Genomic DNA, 19433 nt, shown 5'->3' on the forward strand with positions numbered 1-19433 from the left:
GACGGAGGATCGCTCAGCGGTGGCAGCGGGAGCATTCCGTCAGCCCTTCCGTCTGGATCATGTAATGGTGGATCAGCGCCTCGCCCTGCCGCCGCCGGTCGGCGGGCGGCGTCCAGTCCATGCGGGTGATGGCATCCTCCGGCCGCAGGTTCGGCGCCGGATCGCGGTGGCAGTCCAGGCACCAGCCCATGGTCAGCGGCGCCACCTGCCGGACCTGTGGCATCCGCCCGATATCGCCATGGCAGGTGGCACAGCCGACGCCGTTGCGCACATGCACGCTGTGGTCGAAGAAGACATAGTCCGGCAGGCGGTGGACGCGCTGCCAGGCGATCGGCACATGCTTCGCGAGGCTTTCGCGCACCGGCGCCAGGATCGCGGCATTGGTCCAGATCTGCGAATGGCAGGTCATGCAGGTCTCGGTCGGCGGTACCCCCGCGAAACGGGATTCCGTGACGGAGGTGTGGCAGTAGCGGCAGTCGAGGCCGAGGCTACCGACATGATGCGCGTGGCTGAACTGCACGGGCTGTTCCACCACCATGTCCTGCCGCGTCACATGCGCGGTGAAGGGCAGCCAGAGCAACAGGCCGAGCCCAGCCAGGATGAACAGAAGGACACCCAGCAGCCCGGCGCGGGCCAGCGTGTCGGCCTGGGGAGAGAAGATCTGCGGCACGGCGCCGGTCAGGAGACGGTGGACGGGCCGTGGCCGGACAGGCGCGCCCGCGCGGGGGATGGCGGGCGTGGGCCCATCGTGAATCGCATCGTGACGTTCGGTGATCCGTTGTTGCGGCGAGACTGAACCAGCCATCCGCGGATGAGAACGGGCCTGCCCGCCCCGGCCGATCAACAGGATGAGATGACGGGCACGGAAACCGGCCTGCCTCGCGTGGTGGTGATCCGGAACGCGCTTCCGCCGTCGCCCGCCAACCCCCTGGCCCGCCGCGGCAGCCTCGGGCTATGAGGGGGTCGGCCCCCGGAAGCTGGCCGGCGGCCCGGTCGCGACAACCGTCAGGAACCGGCGGGAACGCGGCCCCCATGCCGTGGCGCGGACCGGGCCATGCCCGGCGGCACGCCCGCCCGGCCTTCACCAGCCATCGGACGCCACATGACAGCCACGCAATATATCCTGACCCTGTCCTGCCCCAACCGGCCCGGCATCGTGGCGGCGGTGGCCGGCTGCATCTTCGAGCACGGCGGCAACATCCGCGAGGCGCAGCAGTACGACGACACGGAAAGCACCCGCTTCTTCGCGCGCATCACCCTCGACCATCCTGAGGACCGGCTGGACCTGGCGGCGCTGCGGCAGGGCTTCGGCGCCGTGGCGGAACGCTTCGGCATGGCCTGGAGCCTGCGCGACCGGGGCGAGCGGCAGCGCGTCATGCTGCTGGCCTCCCGCTTCGACCACTGCCTCGCCGACATCCTCTACCGGTGGCGCATCGGCGAGCTGCCGATGATCCCGACAGCCATCGTCTCCAACCATCCGCTGGAGACCTATGCGCATCTCGACTTCGCCGGCATCCCCTTCCACCACCTGCCGGTGACGAAGGCGAACAAGCGGGAGCAGGAGGAGCGGATCTGGTCGCTGGTGCAGGAGACCGGCACGGACCTGGTGGTCCTGGCGCGCTACATGCAGATCCTCTCCGACGACCTCGCCGGGAAGCTGGCCGGGCGCTGCATCAACATCCACCATTCCTTCCTGCCGGGCTTCAAGGGCGCGCGCCCCTATCACCAGGCGCATGCGCGCGGCGTGAAGCTCATCGGCGCCACGGCGCACTACGTCACCGCCGATCTCGACGAAGGGCCGATCATCGAGCAGGACGTGGAACGCATCAGCCACAACGACACGCCCGATGACCTGATCCGCCAGGGCCGCGACATCGAGCGCCGCGTCCTGTCCCGCGCCCTGCTCTGGCAGCTCGAAGGACGCATCCTGCTCAACGGCAGCCGCACGGTGGTGTTCCGCGACTGATCCGGCCCCGCATATGGCGTCCCGGCGAGCATGCACTCCATGAGTTGAGCAGCGGCGGGGTTCGCAGGTGGGAATACCGGACTAGGCTCCATCCCCCATCACACGGAGGCCAGAAGAACCTCGATGAAACGATCCCTGCTTCCCGGCCGCGGCGCATTCCTGGCCCTCGCGACGAGTGGCCTGTTCGGCCTCGCCGCCTGCGCCGATCCCTCCGCCCCCCCGCAAACCGCCACGGCCCCCGCGCCCGCGAATGCCGCACCAGCAGCCCAGCCCGTGGCCGCCACGCCGGATCAGCCCCTGGAAGGCGTCGCCTGGCGCCTCACGCAACTGGACGGGAAGCCTGTCTCCCCCGGCCAGAACCAGCGCGCCCCCTTCCTGCAGTTCGACGCGCAGAACAAGCGGGTTTCCGGCTCCGGAGGCTGCAACCGCCTGACCGGCACCTATCTGTCCGGACCGGGCACGCTGCGGATCGGCCCCGTGGCCAGCACCCGCATGGCCTGCCTCGACCGGGACACCGGGGAACGCGAGAACCGCTTCTTCGCCGCGCTGGAGGCGGCCAGGGGCTACCGGATCGCCGGGCGCGTGCTGACCCTGACCGATGGCGGCGGCCAGACCCTGGCGGTGCTGGAGGAAGCGACGCTGCGCTGAGGCGGATGCGGGCGGCGTCCGGATGCTTCCATCCGGACGCGATCCGCCCTAGCGGCCCAGCCCGTCCCAGAACTCCTTCACCTTGGCGAAGAAACCCTCGGATTCCGGCGAGGACCGGTCGCCCTCCCGCGCCTCGGCCTCGAACTGCTCCAGCAGCTCGCGCTGGCGGGGGGACAGGTTCTGCGGCGTCTCGACGCTGACCTGCACGTACATGTCGCCGCGCGCCGCCGAGCGGAGCACGGAGAAGCCCTTGCCGCGCAGGCGGAACTGGTCGCCCGCCTGGGTGCCCTGCGGGATGGTGACGCGGGCGCGGCCGCCATCGATGGTCGGCACCTCCACCGCCCCGCCCAGCGCCGCCTGGGTCATGCGCAGCGGCACGCGGACGAAGATGTTGTTGCCGTCGCGCACGAAGAGCGGGTGCGTACGCACGCCGATATCCACATAAAGATCGCCCGCGGGCGCGCCGCGGAGCCCGGCCTCGCCCTCGCCGGACAGGCGGATGCGCGTGCCGTCCTCGACACCCGCCGGAACGGTGACGTTGAGGGTGCGGTCGCGCTGCACGCGGCCGGCGCCCTGGCAGACCTTGCAGGGGTTCTTCACCGTGCGGCCGGTGCCGCCGCAGGTCGGGCAGGTGCGCTCCACCAGGAAGAAGCCCTGCTGCGCCCGGACCTTGCCCGCGCCATGGCAGGTGGCGCAGGTCTGCACGGAAGCCTTGCCGCCCTCGGCGCCCGAGCCGTCGCAGGCCTCGCAGGCCACGGAGCTGGGCACGCGGATGGTCTTCTTGACCCCGGCGAAGGCTTCCTCGAGGCTGATCTCGATGCTGGTGCGCAGGTCCGACCCACGGCCCGCCGCCGCGCCGCCCCGGCCACGGCCGCCGCCGCCCGCGCCGCCGCCGAAATTGGCGCCGAACATCTGCTCGAAGATGTCCTCGAAGGGCGAGCCGGCGAAGCCGCCGCCGCCAAAGCCCCCGGCCCCGCCGCCACCCCCGCCCTCGAAGGCAGCATGGCCATAGCGGTCATAGGCGGCGCGCTTCTCGCCGTCCTTGAGGACGTCGTAGGCCTCGTTGAGCTCCTTGAACCGCGTCTCGGCGCCCTTGTCGCCCTGGTTGCGGTCCGGATGGTACTTCATGGCGAGCTTGCGATAGGCCTTCTTCAGCTCGTCCTCGCCCGCGTCACGGGCACAACCCAGAATTTCGTAGTAATCGCGCTTTGCCATCGTCGTCCCGTTCGCAGGGCGGGCCTGGTCCGGCGATCCCGATCACCGAACCGGCCAATTTTCCCTGTGGCCTGCTGATCCGCGGCTGCCGCGGGCAGGACACCAGAGGCGCTTCATAGCAAAACGCCCGGCCCGGGGGGCAAAATCCCCACGGGCCGGGCGCCGTGCCCTACAGCGCCGGCAGGCCTCTCAGCCCGTCAGCCCTGGTTCTTCTTGTTGTGGTCCACGTCCTCGAACTCGGCGTCCACCACCTTGCTGCCGTCGCCCGGCTGGCCCCCGGCCGCACCACCGGCGCCCTGCCCCGCGCCCGGCGCGCCCTGGGAGGACGGGCCGGAGGCACCCTGGGCCTCGGACTGGGCGCGGTACATGGCCTCGCCCATCTTCATGGCCGCCGCGGACAGCCGCTCGGTCGCCTGCTTCAGCGTCTCGGCATCGCCGTTCTCGCGGGCCGACTTCGCCGCTTCCAGCGCGCCCTCGACCTCGCCCTTCTCCGCCGCACCGACCTTGTCGCCGGCCTCGGCCAGCGTCTTCTCGGTCTGGTGGATCAGGGCCTCCAGGTTGTTGCGCGCCTCGACCGCCTCACGCCGCTTCTTGTCCGCCTCGGCATTCGCCTCGGCGTCCTTGACCATGCGCTCGATGTCGTTCTCGCTCAGGCCGGAGCGGGCCTGGATCTTGATGTTCTGCTCCTTGCCGGTGGCCTTGTCCTTGGCGCTCACGGAGACGATGCCGTTCGCGTCGATGTCGAAGGTCACCTCGATCTGCGGCACGCCGCGCGGCGCGGGCGGAATGCCCTGCAGGTCGAAGTTGCCGAGCAGCTTGTTGTCCGCCGCCATCTCGCGCTCGCCCTGGAAGACCTTGATGGTCACCGCCGTCTGGTTGTCGTCGGCGGTGGAGAAGGTCTGGGACTTCTTCGTCGGGATGGTGGTGTTGCGGTCGATCAGCCGGGTGAACACGCCGCCCAGCGTCTCGATGCCCAGGCTCAGCGGGGTCACGTCGAGCAGCAGGACGTCCTTCACCTCGCCCTTCAGCACCGCGCCCTGGATGGCGGCGCCGATGGCGACCACCTCGTCCGGGTTCACGTTGCGGGCGGGCTCCTTGCCGAAGAACTGCTTCACCGTCTCGATGATCTTGGGCATGCGGGTCATGCCGCCGACCAGGATCACCTCGTCGATCTCGTTCGCGGCGAGGCCCGCATCCTTCAGCGCGTTGCGGCAGGGCTCCAGCGTCCGCTGCACCAGGTCATCGACCAGCGCCTCCAGCTTCGCGCGCGTCAGCTGCAGCACGAGGTGCTTCGGGCCGGTCGCGTCGGCGGTGATGAAGGGCAGGTTGATCTCGGTCTGCTTGGCCGAGGACAGCTCGATCTTCGCCTTCTCGGCGGCCTCCTTGAGGCGCTGCAGGGCGAGCTTGTCGCCGCGCAGGTCGATGCCGTTCTCCTTCTTGAACTCGTCGGCCAGGTAGTCGATCACCCGCTGGTCGAAGTCCTCGCCGCCCAGGAAGGTGTCGCCATTGGTGGACTTCACCTCGAAGACGCCGTCGCCGATCTCCAACACGGAAACGTCGAAGGTGCCGCCGCCGAGGTCATAGACCACGATCGTGCCGGAGTTCTTCTTGTCGAGCCCATAGGCCAGCGCGGCGGCCGTCGGCTCGTTGATGATGCGCAGCACCTCGAGGCCCGCGATGCGGCCGGCCTCCTTGGTGGCCTGGCGCTGGGCGTCGTTGAAATAGGCCGGGACGGTGATCACGGCCTGGGAGACGGGCTCGCCGAGGTAGTTCTCGGCCGTCTCCTTCATCTTGCCCAGGACGTAGGCGCTGATCTGCTGCGGCGCCATCTTGTCGCCGCGCGCCTCCACCCAGGCGTCGCCGTTGTCGGCGCGCACGATGTGGAAGGGGGCGAGGCTCTTCTCCTTCTGCACCATGGCGTCGTCGAAGCGACGGCCGATCAGGCGCTTCACGGCGTAGAGCGTGTCGGTGGGGTTGGTCACCGCCTGGCGCTTCGCGGCCTGGCCGACCAGGCGCTCGCCATTCTTGGTGAAGGCGACCATGGAGGGCGTCGTGCGCGCGCCCTCGGCATTCTCCAGCACCCGGGCCTCGCCGCTTTCCATGATGGCGACGCAGGAATTCGTGGTGCCGAGATCGATGCCGATAACTTTGCTCATCCGTCTCTCCTCTGCGGCGGATCGGGACGGCCCTGCTCAGGCGCCGTGCCGGTCCCCATTTGCTCGGATGTGGGGAATTGGTTCGGACCGGGACCGGTCCGCGACCAAGGATGTATTGTTCCAGGGCTTTGGCAACAAGAGGGCAACACCCGCAAAGCGGCCCCTCCTTGCGCGCTTCCCGCGAGTCAGACCCCCGGATTCCGCCGGAAACCGCCGGTCAGGGCCGGGATGCCCCGAAAGGCGGTCCAGGAGGCGGCGCTCCGGCAGACGGCGGGGCGGCCGGGCCGGGGCCTGCTCCACGGAACAGGTAGAGGACGCGCTTGCCGTTCCGCGGGTCCCGCGCCTCGCCCACCGGGCGGAAGCCCAGCCTCGCATGGAAGGCGAGGCTGCCGGGGTTGGGCGGGTCCAGGTTGACCTCGCAGCCCACGCCGCAGCGCCCGGCGGCCAGGAGGCCCGCCGCCAGATCCTCGTAAAGGCGGCGGGCGATCCCCTGCCCGCGGGCCGCGGCGGCGACGGCCACGCGGTCCACATAGACCGCACCCGGACGATGGCGGTGGACCCAGCCATGGTTCGGCCCGCGCAGCGGCAGGCCAGCGAAGGCGAGCAGGAAACCCAGGGGCCTGCCCGCCTCCCCCACCGCGACGCGGGCGCAGAAGGCGCCACGCGCCAGATCCGCGAATCCCGCCTCCCCGACCGCGTTCAGCTCCGCCGCATGGGCGTCGTTCAGCCTGGCCAGGGCGGGGATGTCGGCGGCCCGGATGTCGCGGCGGCGGATCAGGCCGGCTTGCCCGCGACCACCACCATGGCGGGGCGCAACAGGCGGCCGTTCAGCGTCCAGGCCGGGGTCCAGGCCTGGATCACCGTGCCCGGCTCCACGCCCGGCGGGGCCGGCTGCTCGGCCATGGCCTGGTGCAGCGCCGGGTCGAAGGGCCGGCCGGCCGCCTCCACCCGCTGCACGCCGTGGCGCTCCAGCATGGAAAGGAAGGAGCGCTCCACCCCCTCGAAGCCGCCGCGCAGCTTGCCCAGCAGCTCGGGCTCGCCCGGCTCGGGCTGCGGCAGGGCATCGAGGCCCCGGCGCAGGTTGTCCGCCGCCTCGGCCACGTCGGTGGCGAATTTCTGGATGGCGTAGTTGCGGGCGTCCTCCACCTCCTTGCGCTGGCGGTTGCGGGCGTTCTGGGCCTCGGCCTCCGCCCGCATCCACTTGTCGCGCAGGGCGGCGAGCTCCTCCTCCAGCGCCGCGACGCGCTCCGATTCGGGCTGCGGCGGCAAGGCTTCCGCGGCCTCCCCCGCCTCCGGGGCCGGTGCCTCGTGGACGGGAATGGCGATGTCGTCCTCAGGGTGGGCTTGGCCTTGCCGCTCAGCCTCGGAAGGGTGCTTCCAGTTCGAATTGCTCATGAAAAATCCAGGTCGTCCGTGTGGGGCACCGGTCCATGCGGGACCGGAAACATGTCCTGTCCCACCTAGGGTCCGGAAGCCTTCGCGGCAAGGCGCGGGCTTGGCGGAGCGGGGCAGCGGGCTCATCTTCCCGGTCCACATGACCGAGCCCTCTCCCGAGATTTCCCCGATGGCCGAGCGGATCGAGGCACGGCTGGAACGCCTGGACCTCGACCCCGCCAGCGCCACGAAGAAGGCGGGACTGCCGCCCGGGAGCATCGAGCGCATCCTGACGGGACAGGCGCCCAGCCCGCGCGGCACGCCGCTGCGCAAGCTGGCGGAGGTGCTGGAATGCTCGGTCTCCTACCTCGTGGGGCTGGACCCGGACGCCCCGCCCCCGCCCGAGCTGCTGGCGGAGGAACAGGGGGATTTCGGCCTGCTGTCCGGCGACCAGGAAGCCCTGCTGCGGGCCTATGGCCGGCTGGACATGGCCTCCAAGCAGGCCCTGCTGCATGTCGCCCGGAAAATGGCCGGACCGGAGCCGGAACCGGAGGCGAAGCCGGCCAGGAGCCGGCGCAAGGCCTGATACGAACGGCGGACCTTCCCTTCACCCATGGGCTCCGGCGTGGTTTCCTCTGGCCACCCCCGGGGGAGAGGCCCTGCCTCTCGCCCCAGCCCCCTCTCCGCCAGGACCCTGCGGGCCCTGGACCCGATGAGTTGGTGCTTCCGGCAAAGGCCGGTGCCGGGGACCGGTCCCGCAGGGCTGGTGCACGCGGCAGTGCCGGCAGCGGAAGAAAACACCCTTTCCCATGCTGGTGGCGCCGACAGCCCGCCGGAAAGCCATGCCCTCCGGCGCGATCCGGCCACAGCCAAGGCCGGAGAACGGAAGGTCCAGTGTCAAACATGTGCGTTTGACCTGGTTCCTGGCGAAGGCAGAGCCCTCCCCTCGGACCAGGGGCACCCTCGCCGGCCTCACCGCCACCCGGACAGGTCACGGCCACCGCAAACGTTCCTTGCTTCCCTGCCCGCCCGGCGATATAGGAATATAATCAACGCCACCCCTTTGCAGCGTCGTCTGCCCCTGTGGCGGGCATCTGGCCAACCCTACCCGCCACCCAGGACAAAGCTCTGCACCTGCCAAGCCGCATAAAGGACTAAAAACCTAAAACACTAAAATCCTAAAGCGTCACAGCCGGTGACGATAACCTCCGGGGCACGGGGGCATGGCAAAGACCCACCCCCTGACCCGCGGATACGAAGCGCGGCGGCCGTCACGCCGGACGAAGGCGCCGGACGAGACGGACCAGGAAGGGCAGGAAGGCGAGCGCCAGGGCCACCAGGGCCACCCACTGGGCGGGGCGCAGGCCATAGCCGAGGGCCAGGTTGGCCCGCAGCACCAGCGCGGCGGGGACGCGGGTAGCCAGGGCGTACCAGCCGTATTCGATGACGGCGGTGCCGAGGGTGGCGAGGGGCACGAGGGCAAGCAGGGGCAGGAAGCCGGTCCGCCGCGTGGCCGGAAGCAGGCGCCAGAGGATGAGCCAGAGCAGGAAGCCCGCCATGAGCACGGCCTCGGAAACATCGACCTTCGACTGCATGAAGAAGTGCAGCGCGCCCAGGCCGGCGATCGGGAAGACCAGCCGGTGCAGGCGCTTCCAGTTGCGGCCCATGCGGCGGACCGCGCCGTCGGTGGAGGTCCAACCCAGGACGCAGAGGCCGAGCACCGCCGCGAAACCGATGGTGAGGTAGGTGCGCTTCAGGATCTCGCCGGCGACGTGGAACAGGTCGAAGCGCTGGTCGATCACATAGAGCATCAGGTGCGCCAGGGCATAGGCCAGGGCGGCGAGGCCCAGCATCCGCCGCAGCACCACGACACGGGGCCATTCCGCCAGGTAGCGCAGGGGCGTGACGGCGAGCGAGATCAGCAGGAAGCGGATGGCCCAAAGGCCGGTCTGGTGCGTCGCCTCCATATAGGGCTCGGCGCCGAGCGTGCCCGTGCTCCAGCGCAGCCCGGCGATCAGGCCGGGCAGCAGCGTGGCCAGGAAGACGGCGGTCTTGAAGGGCGAGACGCGGCCGCCCCGGTCCAGCCAGGGCCAGGGAGCCACGGAAGAAACGGCCCGGGAGGAACCCCGGGAAGCCGGGCGGCCCGCCTCGGCGGGGGCGCCTTCCGGGCGGGTGCCCCCCGGGCGCGGGCGGCGCGGGCGGGTGGCCCCCGCGGGAAGGTCGGGCGGAGGGCCTGGGGAAAGGTCGGAGGACATGCCGCGGCCTCAGTTGGACGGGGAAACGCCGTCCTTGGCGACCGTGACACGGGTTGCGGTAAGGCGGCCCTCGGCGTCGCGGGTGGCGCCGAACATCACCGCGGCGCCGGGCTTCAGGTCCTCGCGCGTGGCGGGGACAGGGGTGACGACCGGCGTGCCGGGCGGCACATGGATGCGCAGCGTCTGGCCCTTGTAGGCCATGGTGAGTTCGCGGCCGGAGGTGGCGGAGACGGCGGCATCGACCGTCGCATTGGTCATGCTGGTGCCCGGCAGGTCCCAGGGATAATGCCCCTCGCCGACGCCGCGCATCGCCTCGGGAAAGACCTGGACGGCGCGGGCCTCCAGAGTCGCGCCCTCGCCCGGCACGCCGACGATGCCGAGATAGTCGCCAGGCTTGATGCTGGAAAGCTCCACCGGCCTGGGCGAGACGACGGTCAGGTTGCCGGCGAGGGTCACGGGCAGCGTGTCGCCGTCGCGGGTCTTCACCACCATCGAGGCACCCTCGACCGAGACGATGCTGCCCCGGATGCGGACGGGCGCGGCCTGCGGGGCGGTGCCCGGCTGAGCCACCCCAGGGGCCACCCCAGGGGCCACTCCGGGGGCCACTCCTTGCGCCAGGGCCGGCACCGGCCATGCCTGCGGCAGGACGGCCAGGGATGCGGCCAGGACCGCGGGCAGGATGCGGGAAGAATCGGGCATCGGCGTTCGGAAGCTCCAACGGCGGCACGCCGTGCGGGCCGGAACGCCGCTGAACAGCTCGCCCGCACGGCGTGCCGCCGGGGGCTGCGCGGGACATCTGCGGGGATCAGGCACGCGGCGCGGACCGGGGTTAGGTGTGGGAGCCCCATGGGGATGCAAGGGCCGGCCCCGGGCCTGTCGGATAATTCACGCCGCTCCCCGGCGCCCCCCCCTTGCCGTGGCGGGCCGCTAGCCGCAGCCGCAGCCGCCGGCCTTGCGGGCGCCCGCCGCCCCGGCATGGTCCGGCCGGGTGGAGGGATCGCGCGACAGCCCCTTGGCCGCCAGCTCGGCTTCGTAGGCCGGCCACCAGCCTTCCTGCTCCTCCCCCAGCCGGCGCAGCACCGTCCAGCTGTAGATGCCGGTGTCGTGCAGGTCGTCGAAGACGATCCGGACCGCGTAATGGCCGACCGGCTCCAGCGCCATGATGCCGACATGGCGGCGGCCCGAAACCAGCTTCTTCTGGCCCGGACCGTGGCCCTGCACCTCGGCGGAGGGGCTTTCCGCCCGCAGGTACTCGGCCGGCAGGCTGTGGCGCACCCCGTCCGGCCAGGCGACCTCCAGCCGCTTCTCCGCCCGGCGGAGGCGCAGCTCCGTCGGGACCAGGGGCGCGGCGATGCTCACCCGTCGAGCCGGCGCGCCTCGTCCGGCAGCATGATCGGAATGCCGTCGCGGATCGGATAGGCCAGCCCGGCCTTGTCGCTGATCAGCTCGCCGCGCTCGCGGTCATAGCGCAGCGGTCCCTTGGTCACGGGGCAGACCAGGATCTCCAGCAGGCGGGGATCGACCGGGGCGGATGTCTTGGTGTCGTTCATCGTCTCGTTCTCGTTCAGCTCGGCCTGCCGGACGGCGAGGCGTCCGGCCCGCCGAGGGCATCCATCTGCAACAGGGTCACCAGCGTCCTCGCCCGGTCTTCCGGAGTCGGGGCCTCCAGCAGCGCCTGCTTCTCGCGCGGATCGAAGGGACAGACCATGGCCAGCGTGGTGACCAGCATCGGGTCCGGCAGCTTCTCGATCGCCTCCCAGTTCGCCTCGATCCGCCGCGCCCGGAAATAGGGGTGCAGCGCCGACATCAGCGCCGCGCGGTCGAGCAGGGGCTCCGCGCCGCCGGTCTCCAGATCGGCAAGCCAGGGGCGGTAGTCTGCCCGGACCCGCCGGTAGCCCCCCGGATGCAGGGGCAGCTCCTGGCGCACCTGGAAGCGGAGCAGGCCGGTCAGGGTGATCAGCAGCCGCCCGTCCTCCGTCTCGGAGAAGGAGGAGACGCGGCCCAGGCAGCCCGTGCCGTAGAGACCGGGCGGGGTGGCCCCCGGCGCGCTGGGATCGGGCTGGATCATGCCGAAGAACCGCCCCCGGCCCAGGCTGTCCTGCACCATGGCGAGGTAGCGGGGCTCGAAGATGTTCAGCGGCAGCCGGCCTTGCGGCAGCAGCAGCGCGCCCGTGAGCGGAAAGACCGCGATCTCTTCCGGCAGGCTTTCGGGCCCGGGATGGAAGGCGGGCACGGGCGCGCCACCGTTCAGCTGAACAGCAGGGTCGAGAGCTTGCGCCGCGCCGCGACCGAGGCCGGGTCGGCGAAGCCCCAGGCTTCCAGGAACTTCAGCAGCTGCTTGCGCGCCGCCTGCTCGTTCCATTCGCGGTCGCGCCGGATCGAATCGATCAGCGCATCCACGGCGGCGGCCTTCTCCCCGGCGGCGTTCAGCGCCACGGCAAGATCGATCCGGGCGGCATGGTCGTCCGGATCGGCGGCCACGCGCTGCTCGAACTCCGCCAGCCGGGCGCGGGCCTCGCGGCCCTGCTTCGCGAGTTCCAGCGCCGAGCGGACCGAGGCGATCTCGGCATGGTTGGCGATCTTGGCCGGGATCTGGTCGAGCACGGCCTCTGCCTGGTCTTCCTCGCCCAGGGCCATGAGGGCGCGCACCAGCCCGGCATAGGCTTCCGCATTCTCGGGCTCCGCCTGGATCAGCTCGCCGAAGAGCTGCAGGGCGCCAGCGTGGTCGCCCTCCTCGGCGGCGGCCTTGGCCTCGCCCAGCAGGTCGGCCGTGGGCATCTGCCCGCCGGCCAGCTTCAGCAGCGCCTCGACGAAGCGCTTGACCTCGCTTTCCGGCAGGGCGCCCTGGAAGAGATCGGCGATCTGCCCCTTCCAGAAGGCCACGACCGTCGGCACCGACTGCAGCGGCAGGCCCATCTGGGCAAGCTGCCGCACCAGCGCCTGATTCTTGTCGATGTCGATCTTGACCAGCTTCACCCGGCCGCCGGCGGCGCGGGTGACCTTCTCCAGCGTCGGCGTGAGCTGCTTGCACGGACCGCACCAGGTCGCCCAGAAATCCACCAGGATAGGCGTCTGGCGCGAAGCCTCGACCACATCCTGCATGAAGCTGTTCTGGTCGCTGTCGCGGATGATGTCGGCGTCGCCGCCGCCCGCGGCGGGGCGATTCGGGTCCAGGATAGTGTCCATGTGGGTGGGTTCCCCAACTTCGTTTGCGCTCATAGATGCGCCTGTGGAGCCCGGACGCAATGGCCCAGGGCATAGATCGCCCCTCCGCCTGGGGTTCCGGTGGCCTGGAAGGGCGGGAAGGAACGGCCGGATGGCAGCCCTGCGAAAAACTGGGGCGGGGACCCTTGTCAGCCTGTCACCGGCATGTCAAAAGCCCGGCCACAGACGGAGCGCGGGCGTAGCTCAGGGGTAGAGCACAACCTTGCCAAGGTTGGGGTCGAGGGTTCGAATCCCTTCGCCCGCTCCAGTCGGTCTCCTCACAACCTGTCTCTCCCGACCAGGGCACCGCGCTGAGGCGCAGGTTTCCTGCGGTTTTCGGTCTCGACCTTGATGGTGCAAGGTCGGAACGTGGGCGGGTTTTCTCTCCGAAATGCCGGAGACTCTCTCCACCTTGAGGGTAGGTCGATTTTGCCAACGGGGTCTAACGCCTTGTTTTTAGGCCGTCATCGTTGCGGCTCTCCTGTTCGGATTTAGCATTTCCATCGCCTGACCAAAGAATCGGAGAACGGAGAATCTCGCTTCGGCCCCGAGGTGACGGGCGACCAGCGTACCGAAAATTCGAATCTCGGATGCTCCGCCAGTTTCCTTACGCTTCCCGCTCTCTGACAGACCGACTGTCGCAGGGAGTGGCAAGTCTACTGAGGTTTTCGGGGCAGACCTGTTGGCCGCCAAGACCGAGACAAGGACCCTGCCGGGTCTCGAGGCTGTTGTGGACCTGGGTGATTGAGGTGAGGTGCTTGAGCATGAGGCAAGCAAAGGCGACGAGATGGAGGCCTGCGAGTGTTTCGGGCAGGCGTTCATAGTCGCGGACGAGGCGTCGGAAGCGGGTAGCCCAGGCGAAGGAGCGTTCCACCACCCAACGCCTGGGCAGGAGGACGAAGCCGCGCTTGGCCTCGTGGTGGCGGACGACCTCGAGCTGAATGCCGTGCCTGGCGGCAGCCTCAGAGGGCTTCGGACCGGTATAGCCCTGGTCCACGAAGGCGATCTCGACGCTCTCGCCGGTGGCATTCTGGACGGCGTCGGCCAGGCGCCCGACCTCGGCACGGTCGTCGGCGGTGGCCGGCGTGACGTGCAGCGCCAGAAGGTGGCCGAGCGTATCGACGGCCGCATGCACCTTCGAGCCCCGCTTGCGCTTGGCCCCGTCGTAGCCCGCCCTGGCCCCACTCTCGGGGGTGGATCGGAGCGTCCGGCTGTCCAGCACCGCCGCCGTCGGCTCGGCCGCGCGGCCTGCCTCCAGCCGCAGCACGGCCCGCAGGTCGTGCACGATCGCCTCGAACACCTCCGCCGCCAGCCAGCGCCGGGCCTGGGCGTAGACGATGTCCCATGGTGGCAGGTCATTGGGCATCCAGCGCCAGGGCGCGCCCGTCTTGACCACGTAGCGCAGCCCGTTGAACACCTCGCGCAAGGCATGGCGCCGCTGCCCCGACGCCTCGGGCAGCAGCACCAGATAGGGCGCAACCAACGCCCATTCCTCATCAGATACGTCGGACGGATAGGACTTGCGGGTCATCCCGCAAATCTGGCCCTCACGTCAGTCCACAACAGCCTCAAGCCGTTAAAAATCGGAGGGATTCGTCATCATGGTTAGCTGGAACATGCGCGTTTCGATGCACACGCCCCCGCCAACCCCCGACGTCACGGCGCCAAGGCCATCGCCGAAGCCATCTCCGACGCCGTCTCAGCCGCCCAAGCAGCCTGGGCGGTAAGGCATCACTAAAGCGACAGACGAGCTGTCGCAATCGCTCAGCGGTGGGCCTTGATGCTACCAACTGACTGGATCCGCTGGACAGCGGATAATCTTGCGCGCGGAGTGCCCCGCGCATCGATCCTGAACACGCTGTTGGCCGAAGGCTTTCCGGTTCCTGATATCTCGGAATCGGTCCGGCAGGCCTATCAGGACGTGCAGCTGCAGGCCAAGCGCCCGGTCCGAGAGCTGATGCTCGCAAGAAGCGCGCGTTGGATCAAGTACATGGGCACTGGAGGTAAACCAGCCTACCTAATCAACGATCTGCTCTCCGAGATGGAGTGCCAGCAGTTGATCGAGATGGGTCGGAGGCGCCTCCAGCCGTCAACCATCCTGGGAGACGCCGCCCCTGCTACAGTGCGGCCAAGCCGCACATCTCACATTGGCGCCGTCGACAGTGATATGGTGCTGTCGATTGACCAGCGGATCTGCGATGCCATTGGCCTTCCGCTAATGTTCTCCGAGCCCCTGCAGCTTCATTATTACGAGGAAGGCCAGTTTTTTTCGGACCATACTGATTATCTGCCCGAAGGAAAACTGTCCGCCTACGACGCTCGCTTCGGGCAAAGAACTCTCTCGGTAGTCGTTTTCTTGAACACCGTTGAGGCGGGGGGGAGGACGACATTTCCGAAGCTCGACTTAAGCTTTGCTCCTCAAATGGGATCGGCCCTCGTGTGGAGCAATTTGGACGATGATTTCAGGCCGGATCCGATGACTCTGCATTGCTCTACCCCCCTCAACGCAGGGTTTTAGAACCCGTTTCATAACGGCTGAGGCGGGGTGAGCGGCGGGAGTTCTGCGCGTTCGGAGGGTGTCTGACGTCCTTCGAGGTGGCCCATGTGGACCCCTGCCGCCCGCGCGCAGCTTGCGCGCGGCTCCCAGCCTTATGCAACGTGCCTAACCGATGCCGAGTGGGCCCTGGTCGAGCCCTTCTTGCCAAGCCCTGCAAAGACCGGACGACCCCGGTCCTGGCCGATGCGGCGGGTGGTCGATGCGATCCTCTACGTGCTCCGTACCGGCTGCGCCTGGGCGCATCTGCCCCGCGACTTCCCGCCGCCCGGGACCGTGCACCGTTGGTTCCTGCGCCTCTCGCGCCGGGGCACCTTCGAGCGACTGGCGCACGCCCTCATCATGGCCGACCGCGAGCGGGTCGGCCGAGAGGCCTCACCGACAGCGGCGGTGTTGGACGCCCAATCCGTCCGCTCGGGCGGTGTCGGCGTGAAAGGTGTCCGCGGCTACGATGCCGGGAAGAAGGTGACGGGCCGCAAGCGCCACGCCCTGGTGGACACGGACGGTAGGCTCCTGCTCGCCGCCATCTCGCCCGCCTGCCTGCATGACAGCCGAGGGGGTGCGGCCCTCCTGGCCATGTCGCGCCGCCCTTGGCCGTTCCTGGCCCGCTGCTTCGCCGACCGCGCCTACGCCGGTCCGCGGGTCGCCCGAGCCTCCCCCGTCGCCGTTACCATCATCGGCAGCGCACCCGGCCAGAAAGGCTTCGCCGTGCAACCCAGGCGCTGGGTGGTGGAGAGGTCCTTCGCTTGGTTCGGCCGCTGCCGACGCCTCGCTCGCGATCACGAGGCCACCGTCGGTTCCGCCGTCGCCTTCTTCACCCTCGCCGCCGCCATGATCCTCGTCCGGCGTCTGGCTCAGCCGTTATGAAACGGGGTCTTAGCTCGACTTTGGCCATCTGAGGCAGGCGTAGGCGGCGAGGCGGGTGACTGGCTAGGCTGGCGTGTCCCCGCCAAGAGACGCCGCCATGCTTCACCTGCCATCCCGCTTCGCCGCGGTGATCCTGAGCTTTGCGCCGCTGTTTTTCCAGCGCAGCTGGCAACACGCGGAGGTGCTGCTGATCGGGGCTATCCTGGCACCCGGCAAACGTACGGTGACCAGCCTGTTGCAGATCAGCGGGCTCGCGCAGGAGCGGCGCTTCGTGAACTATCATCGGGTGCTCAACCGGGCGGTCTGGAGCCCCCGGGCAGCATCGCGTCTTCTGCTGGCGCACCTGATCACAGCCTTCGCGCCGGATGGGCCGGTCATTCTGGGCATTGACGACACGATTGAGCGGCGCCGTGGCAAGCGGATTGCGGCCATGGGCATCTACCGCGACCCGGTACGCTCCAGCCACGGCCACTTCGTAAAGGCTTCTGGCCTGCGTTGGATCAGCCTGATGCTCTTGGCACCTGTTCCCTGGGCCGGTCGGGTTTGGGCGCTGCCGTTCCTGTCCGCGCTGGCGCCCTCGGAACGGTTTTGTCGCGACCAGGGACAGCGGCACAAGAAGCTCACCGACTGGGCCCGCCAAATGATCCTGCAGACACGCCGCTGGCTTCCTGGGCGGGACATCGTGCTGGTCGGCGACAGCGGCTTTGCAGCCCTGGAACTGCTGGCTGCGCTGACCCGGCACAGGATCACCGGGGTCACGCGCCTGCGGCTCGATGCCGCGCTCTATGACCCGGCGCCACCCCGGCTGCCTGGCACCAATGGTCGGCCCCGTACCAAAGGGGCGCGCCGGCCCAACCTGGCGGAGGTGCTGGTCCGCACCGATACATGCTGGCAGCGCATGGTGGTCCCCCGCTGGTACGGTGGGGGCGAGCGTCACGTCGAGATCTGCTCGGCCACTGCCGTGTGGCGTCATGGCGGGATGCCCATCGTGCCGATCCGCTGGGTGCTGGTCCGCGATCCTCATCGCCGGTTCGAGCCGCAGGCCCTGCTGTGCACCGAGCCTGATCGAACGCCGGAGCAGATCCTGTTCTGGTTCATCCAGCGCTGGCAACTGGAGGTGACCTTCCAGGAGACCAGGGTGCATCTTGGGGTCGAGACTCAGCGACAGTGGTCGGACCTCGCCATCGCCCGCACCACGCCATGCCTGCTCGGGCTGTTCTCCCTCGTCACCCTCCTGGCCGCCCAGCTCAGAACCTCAGAACGCAGAGCCGCAATGAGCAGCGCCTGGTACCGCAAGGACCGTCCGACCTTCAGTGACACCCTCGCCGCCGTGCGGCGGCACATCTGGCGTGAGCAAGGTTTCCTCACATCCCGGCACAGCGGTCACAGCACAAAACCTCGGCGAGCGCTCCAGCACGCCTGGGCTTACGCCATCTGCCACGCCGCGTGATGGCCAAAGTCGAGCTTAGGCGATACTTACGAAGTGGTTCCGCCTGCCCGCAACCGACGACGACAGCTGGTATCCCGGCGAGCCTATGCCGCCTAAGGGAACGCCTTTCGAGAAGCGCCCCGCACCGCGCGCGCTCGTCGACGACTTGGCGCGGGCGATCGTCGAGGGGCAGGCCGCGAAGGTCCCGGAAACGGACACCGAGGCATTTCTGCACGGCGCGGATTCGACCCGCCCTGCCAGCTTCTTGGTGCCCGTAGGGCCGGCACTGAAGGAGCGGGCAAAGGCGTTCGCAAGGGAGACCTTTCTCTCGCTCGGGCATGAGAATTTGTCAGAAGCAACCTGCTATGGCGTCCGAGAGTACATGTGCGGATGCCAGCTCGACATGCACTTTGACCGCAAAGAGACCCACCATGTCGGCATGGTGCTTTGCGTCGACAGCGCTGGTGCGGAATGGCCACTCATTATCGAGGATGCGCAGCGGGAACTGCATGCGGTGCAACTTGCGCCAGGCGAGGCTCTGTTCTTCCAGTCAGCTTCATTGCTGCATGGACGCCCTTGGGCGCTGAGCCGCGGTAGCGTCTGCAACCTTTTTGTGCACTTCCGGTGCCGATGAACGTATCGCCGCGATTGGAAGGGCCGGAAGCCGTCTTCGGCGAGGTCGAAACCGTGGTGCGGCGTCTTAGGGCGCTTGCCGCCCAGATCGGGGCAATGTCCCGCAGGAGCATGACGAACCCACGACTGCGCGCGCTGCACGACGAGGTACTCGCAACCCTCGATGAGGCTGACCGCCTCAGACCGGTGGTCCATTTGCACGAGCGCCACGACTTGCAGGATCTTCGAGATCTCCTCATGAAACTGAATCTGGAGCTTCACCTTCAGACAGAGATTGACTTCGCAAAGTCTTTTTTGAGCAGCCCCGGCGGCACCGACCCCTTCTCGGGCTCGTGGATCAACAAGGGCTTCTTCTCGCTGCTCGAGGGCCAGATCCAGCATTGGCAGAGTTGCGGTTTGGTGCATGAGGCTCATTCGCGCATCGCGGTCGTTGGCGGAGGCGCTCTCCCGCAGACGCAGATCTTCCTCCACAAGGCACTCGGCTGTCCGGTGATCAGCATCGACCGCGATGGGGAATCGGCCGAGCTTTGCGACGCGATCTTGAAGCGCCTCGGCTACGCACCGCTTTCGGTCATCCACGCCGACGGCCTCACGCACCACTACGCTGGCTTTTCGACGGTGGTGGTTGCAACGCTCGTGCAAGGGAAGGATTCCATCGCGAGACGAGTTGCTGAAACTTCGGACGAGGCAATTTTCGCTCCTCGGACTCCGACAGGGAACCATCGGTTTTGGCGCGAGCCGGTCAATGAGGAGGAGCTTGAAAGGCAGGGCTGGAGCCTTCTTGGAAGCTGGGCCCCCGAGAACTCCTCAGTGGCGAGCCTTGTCTTTCGCCGTGGGCGTTAGGCATCTGCATGGCGCAGTATGTGTTCGTGAATCTCGACGAACGTTGGCAGCGCGCGGCGCTCCAGGTTCGCGCACGTGACTGCAGGCTGACCGCGATCTGCACGGCCTCGCACTCGACGCTTCGCGAGTTCTGGTCCGGAGTCGCTGACGCTGTGGTCACGATGGACTCCCTGGACGATCAAAGCGTCGTCACCGCCCTCCGCAGCCTGCACGCTGCGAACGCGATAGCGGCGGTCATCACCGACCAAGACGCAGCCCTCAGCCATGTAGTCGGCCTTGAACAACGTCT

The 19433-nt window shown here is 68.8% G+C and carries 20 protein-coding genes, 1 tRNA gene and 1 pseudogene; 9 read left to right on the plus strand and 13 right to left on the minus strand.

Annotated features, from left to right (window positions below; all coding sequences use genetic code 11):
• Positions 1–13 precede the first annotated feature (13 nt).
• Positions 14–670, minus strand: coding sequence for a cytochrome c3 family protein (locus CTJ15_RS16705; protein ID WP_076970208.1), 657 nt, complete (start codon positions 668–670; stop codon positions 14–16).
• A gap of 432 nt (positions 671–1102) precedes the next feature.
• On the opposite strand from CTJ15_RS16705, the gene purU reads away from it, so the two are divergent.
• Together purU and CTJ15_RS16715 are read left to right on the plus strand one after the other, a co-directional pair.
• On the plus strand, positions 1103–1966 hold the full coding sequence (purU, locus tag CTJ15_RS16710) for a formyltetrahydrofolate deformylase (RefSeq protein WP_019459286.1): 864 nt from the start codon (positions 1103–1105) through the stop codon (positions 1964–1966).
• Between the two features lie 123 nt (positions 1967–2089).
• Positions 2090–2614: an META domain-containing protein gene (locus CTJ15_RS16715; protein WP_019459285.1), complete on the plus strand. Its 525-nt coding sequence runs from the start codon at positions 2090–2092 to the stop codon at positions 2612–2614.
• A gap of 48 nt (positions 2615–2662) precedes the next feature.
• On the opposite strand, the gene dnaJ is transcribed toward CTJ15_RS16715, so the two are convergent.
• The 4 genes from dnaJ to CTJ15_RS16735 form a co-directional block, all read right to left on the minus strand.
• Positions 2663–3829, minus strand: a complete 1167-nt coding sequence (gene dnaJ, locus CTJ15_RS16720) for a molecular chaperone DnaJ (RefSeq protein ID WP_019459284.1) — start codon at positions 3827–3829, stop codon at positions 2663–2665.
• A gap of 197 nt (positions 3830–4026) precedes the next feature.
• Complete coding sequence (gene dnaK, locus CTJ15_RS16725; RefSeq protein ID WP_019459283.1) at positions 4027–5985, minus strand: molecular chaperone DnaK; 1959 nt, start codon at positions 5983–5985, stop codon at positions 4027–4029.
• Positions 5986–6202: 217 nt separating this feature from the next.
• Entirely contained in the window at positions 6203–6622 is a 420-nt protein-coding gene (locus CTJ15_RS16730; protein WP_255414116.1) for a GNAT family N-acetyltransferase, read from the minus strand.
• Positions 6623–6759: 137 nt separating this feature from the next.
• Complete coding sequence (locus tag CTJ15_RS16735; protein WP_075822143.1) at positions 6760–7380, minus strand: nucleotide exchange factor GrpE; 621 nt, start codon at positions 7378–7380, stop codon at positions 6760–6762.
• Between the two features lie 139 nt (positions 7381–7519).
• Between CTJ15_RS16735 and CTJ15_RS16740 the strand changes: the two genes are divergently transcribed.
• A complete protein-coding gene (locus tag CTJ15_RS16740) occupies positions 7520–7945 on the plus strand; it encodes a helix-turn-helix domain-containing protein (protein ID WP_099782188.1) in 426 nt (141 codons plus the stop codon).
• A gap of 685 nt (positions 7946–8630) precedes the next feature.
• Here the strand turns inward: CTJ15_RS16740 and CTJ15_RS16745 are convergent.
• The 6 genes from CTJ15_RS16745 to CTJ15_RS16770 all read right to left on the minus strand — a co-directional run bounded on the left by CTJ15_RS16745 (position 8631) and on the right by CTJ15_RS16770 (position 12800).
• Positions 8631–9461, minus strand: coding sequence for a sulfite oxidase heme-binding subunit YedZ (locus CTJ15_RS16745; RefSeq protein ID WP_075822149.1), 831 nt, complete (start codon positions 9459–9461; stop codon positions 8631–8633).
• A 162-nt stretch (positions 9462–9623) separates the two neighbouring features.
• Positions 9624–10313, minus strand: coding sequence for a hypothetical protein (locus CTJ15_RS16750; protein ID WP_099781738.1), 690 nt, complete (start codon positions 10311–10313; stop codon positions 9624–9626).
• A gap of 228 nt (positions 10314–10541) precedes the next feature.
• Positions 10542–10973: a gamma-butyrobetaine hydroxylase-like domain-containing protein gene (locus CTJ15_RS16755; protein ID WP_075822142.1), complete on the minus strand. Its 432-nt coding sequence runs from the start codon at positions 10971–10973 to the stop codon at positions 10542–10544.
• The gene (locus CTJ15_RS16760; protein WP_019459276.1) at positions 10970–11164 is read right to left on the minus strand and encodes a Trm112 family protein; all 195 of its coding nucleotides are present in this window, start codon (positions 11162–11164) and stop codon (positions 10970–10972) included. Before CTJ15_RS16760 ends, CTJ15_RS16755 begins: the two co-directional genes overlap by 4 nt.
• A 14-nt stretch (positions 11165–11178) precedes the next feature.
• Positions 11179–11847, minus strand: a complete 669-nt coding sequence (locus tag CTJ15_RS16765) for an LON peptidase substrate-binding domain-containing protein (RefSeq protein WP_075822141.1) — start codon at positions 11845–11847, stop codon at positions 11179–11181.
• A 14-nt stretch (positions 11848–11861) separates the two neighbouring features.
• Positions 11862–12800 carry a co-chaperone YbbN gene (locus CTJ15_RS16770; RefSeq protein WP_019459274.1) on the minus strand — a complete coding sequence of 313 codons (939 nt, stop codon included), beginning with the start codon at positions 12798–12800 and terminating at the stop codon, positions 11862–11864.
• Between the two features lie 211 nt (positions 12801–13011).
• Between CTJ15_RS16770 and CTJ15_RS16775 the strand changes: the two genes are divergently transcribed.
• Positions 13012–13086: transfer RNA gene (locus CTJ15_RS16775), tRNA-Gly, on the plus strand.
• 489 nt (positions 13087–13575) lie between these two features.
• Here CTJ15_RS16775 and CTJ15_RS16780 read toward each other — a convergent pair.
• Positions 13576–14349, minus strand: a pseudogene (locus CTJ15_RS16780) (IS5 family transposase); the annotation flags it as partial.
• 249 nt (positions 14350–14598) lie between these two features.
• Here CTJ15_RS16780 and CTJ15_RS16785 point away from each other — a divergent pair.
• The 5 genes from CTJ15_RS16785 to CTJ15_RS16805 all read left to right on the plus strand — a co-directional run bounded on the left by CTJ15_RS16785 (position 14599) and on the right by CTJ15_RS16805 (position 19144).
• Complete coding sequence (locus tag CTJ15_RS16785) at positions 14599–15336, plus strand: 2OG-Fe(II) oxygenase (protein WP_126281904.1); 738 nt, start codon at positions 14599–14601, stop codon at positions 15334–15336.
• An 84-nt stretch (positions 15337–15420) separates the two neighbouring features.
• Positions 15421–16239, plus strand: a complete 819-nt coding sequence (locus CTJ15_RS16790; protein ID WP_099780839.1) for an IS5 family transposase — start codon at positions 15421–15423, stop codon at positions 16237–16239.
• 97 nt (positions 16240–16336) lie between these two features.
• Entirely contained in the window at positions 16337–17689 is a 1353-nt protein-coding gene (locus CTJ15_RS16795) for a transposase (RefSeq protein WP_099780841.1), read from the plus strand.
• 85 nt (positions 17690–17774) lie between these two features.
• Positions 17775–18302 carry a hypothetical protein gene (locus tag CTJ15_RS16800; protein WP_099781740.1) on the plus strand — a complete coding sequence of 176 codons (528 nt, stop codon included), beginning with the start codon at positions 17775–17777 and terminating at the stop codon, positions 18300–18302.
• Positions 18299–19144, plus strand: coding sequence for a hypothetical protein (locus CTJ15_RS16805; RefSeq protein ID WP_126281905.1), 846 nt, complete (start codon positions 18299–18301; stop codon positions 19142–19144). Before CTJ15_RS16800 ends, CTJ15_RS16805 begins: the two co-directional genes overlap by 4 nt.
• Here the strand turns inward: CTJ15_RS16805 and CTJ15_RS24085 are convergent.
• The gene (locus CTJ15_RS24085) at positions 19141–19428 is read right to left on the minus strand and encodes a hypothetical protein (RefSeq protein WP_151904051.1); all 288 of its coding nucleotides are present in this window, start codon (positions 19426–19428) and stop codon (positions 19141–19143) included. The genes CTJ15_RS16805 and CTJ15_RS24085 overlap by 4 nt on opposite strands.
• Positions 19429–19433 lie beyond the last annotated feature (5 nt).

Origin of the sequence: Roseomonas sp. FDAARGOS_362 (genome assembly GCF_002754815.1) — a bacterium.
GTDB lineage: Bacteria > Pseudomonadota > Alphaproteobacteria > Acetobacterales > Acetobacteraceae > Roseomonas > Roseomonas mucosa.

Excerpts from the sequence above, each read along its gene's own strand:
- CTJ15_RS16800 (WP_099781740.1), top strand. The coding sequence starts at position 17,775 with ATGCCGCCTAAGGGAACGCCTTTCGAGAAGCGCCCCGCACCGCGCGCG.
- CTJ15_RS16735 (WP_075822143.1), bottom strand. The coding sequence starts at position 7,380 with ATGAGCAATTCGAACTGGAAGCACCCTTCCGAGGCTGAGCGGCAAGGC.
- CTJ15_RS16785 (WP_126281904.1), top strand. The coding sequence starts at position 14,599 with ATGCTACCAACTGACTGGATCCGCTGGACAGCGGATAATCTTGCGCGC.
- purU (WP_019459286.1), top strand. The coding sequence starts at position 1,103 with ATGACAGCCACGCAATATATCCTGACCCTGTCCTGCCCCAACCGGCCC.
- CTJ15_RS16750 (WP_099781738.1), bottom strand. The coding sequence starts at position 10,313 with ATGCCCGATTCTTCCCGCATCCTGCCCGCGGTCCTGGCCGCATCCCTG.
- CTJ15_RS16805 (WP_126281905.1), top strand. The coding sequence starts at position 18,299 with ATGAACGTATCGCCGCGATTGGAAGGGCCGGAAGCCGTCTTCGGCGAG.
- CTJ15_RS16770 (WP_019459274.1), bottom strand. The coding sequence starts at position 12,800 with ATGGACACTATCCTGGACCCGAATCGCCCCGCCGCGGGCGGCGGCGAC.
- CTJ15_RS16760 (WP_019459276.1), bottom strand. The coding sequence starts at position 11,164 with ATGAACGACACCAAGACATCCGCCCCGGTCGATCCCCGCCTGCTGGAG.
- CTJ15_RS16795 (WP_099780841.1), top strand. The coding sequence starts at position 16,337 with ATGCTTCACCTGCCATCCCGCTTCGCCGCGGTGATCCTGAGCTTTGCG.
- CTJ15_RS16740 (WP_099782188.1), top strand. The coding sequence starts at position 7,520 with ATGACCGAGCCCTCTCCCGAGATTTCCCCGATGGCCGAGCGGATCGAG.
- CTJ15_RS16715 (WP_019459285.1), top strand. The coding sequence starts at position 2,090 with ATGAAACGATCCCTGCTTCCCGGCCGCGGCGCATTCCTGGCCCTCGCG.
- CTJ15_RS16790 (WP_099780839.1), top strand. The coding sequence starts at position 15,421 with ATGTGGACCCCTGCCGCCCGCGCGCAGCTTGCGCGCGGCTCCCAGCCT.
- dnaK (WP_019459283.1), bottom strand. The coding sequence starts at position 5,985 with ATGAGCAAAGTTATCGGCATCGATCTCGGCACCACGAATTCCTGCGTC.
- dnaJ (WP_019459284.1), bottom strand. The coding sequence starts at position 3,829 with ATGGCAAAGCGCGATTACTACGAAATTCTGGGTTGTGCCCGTGACGCG.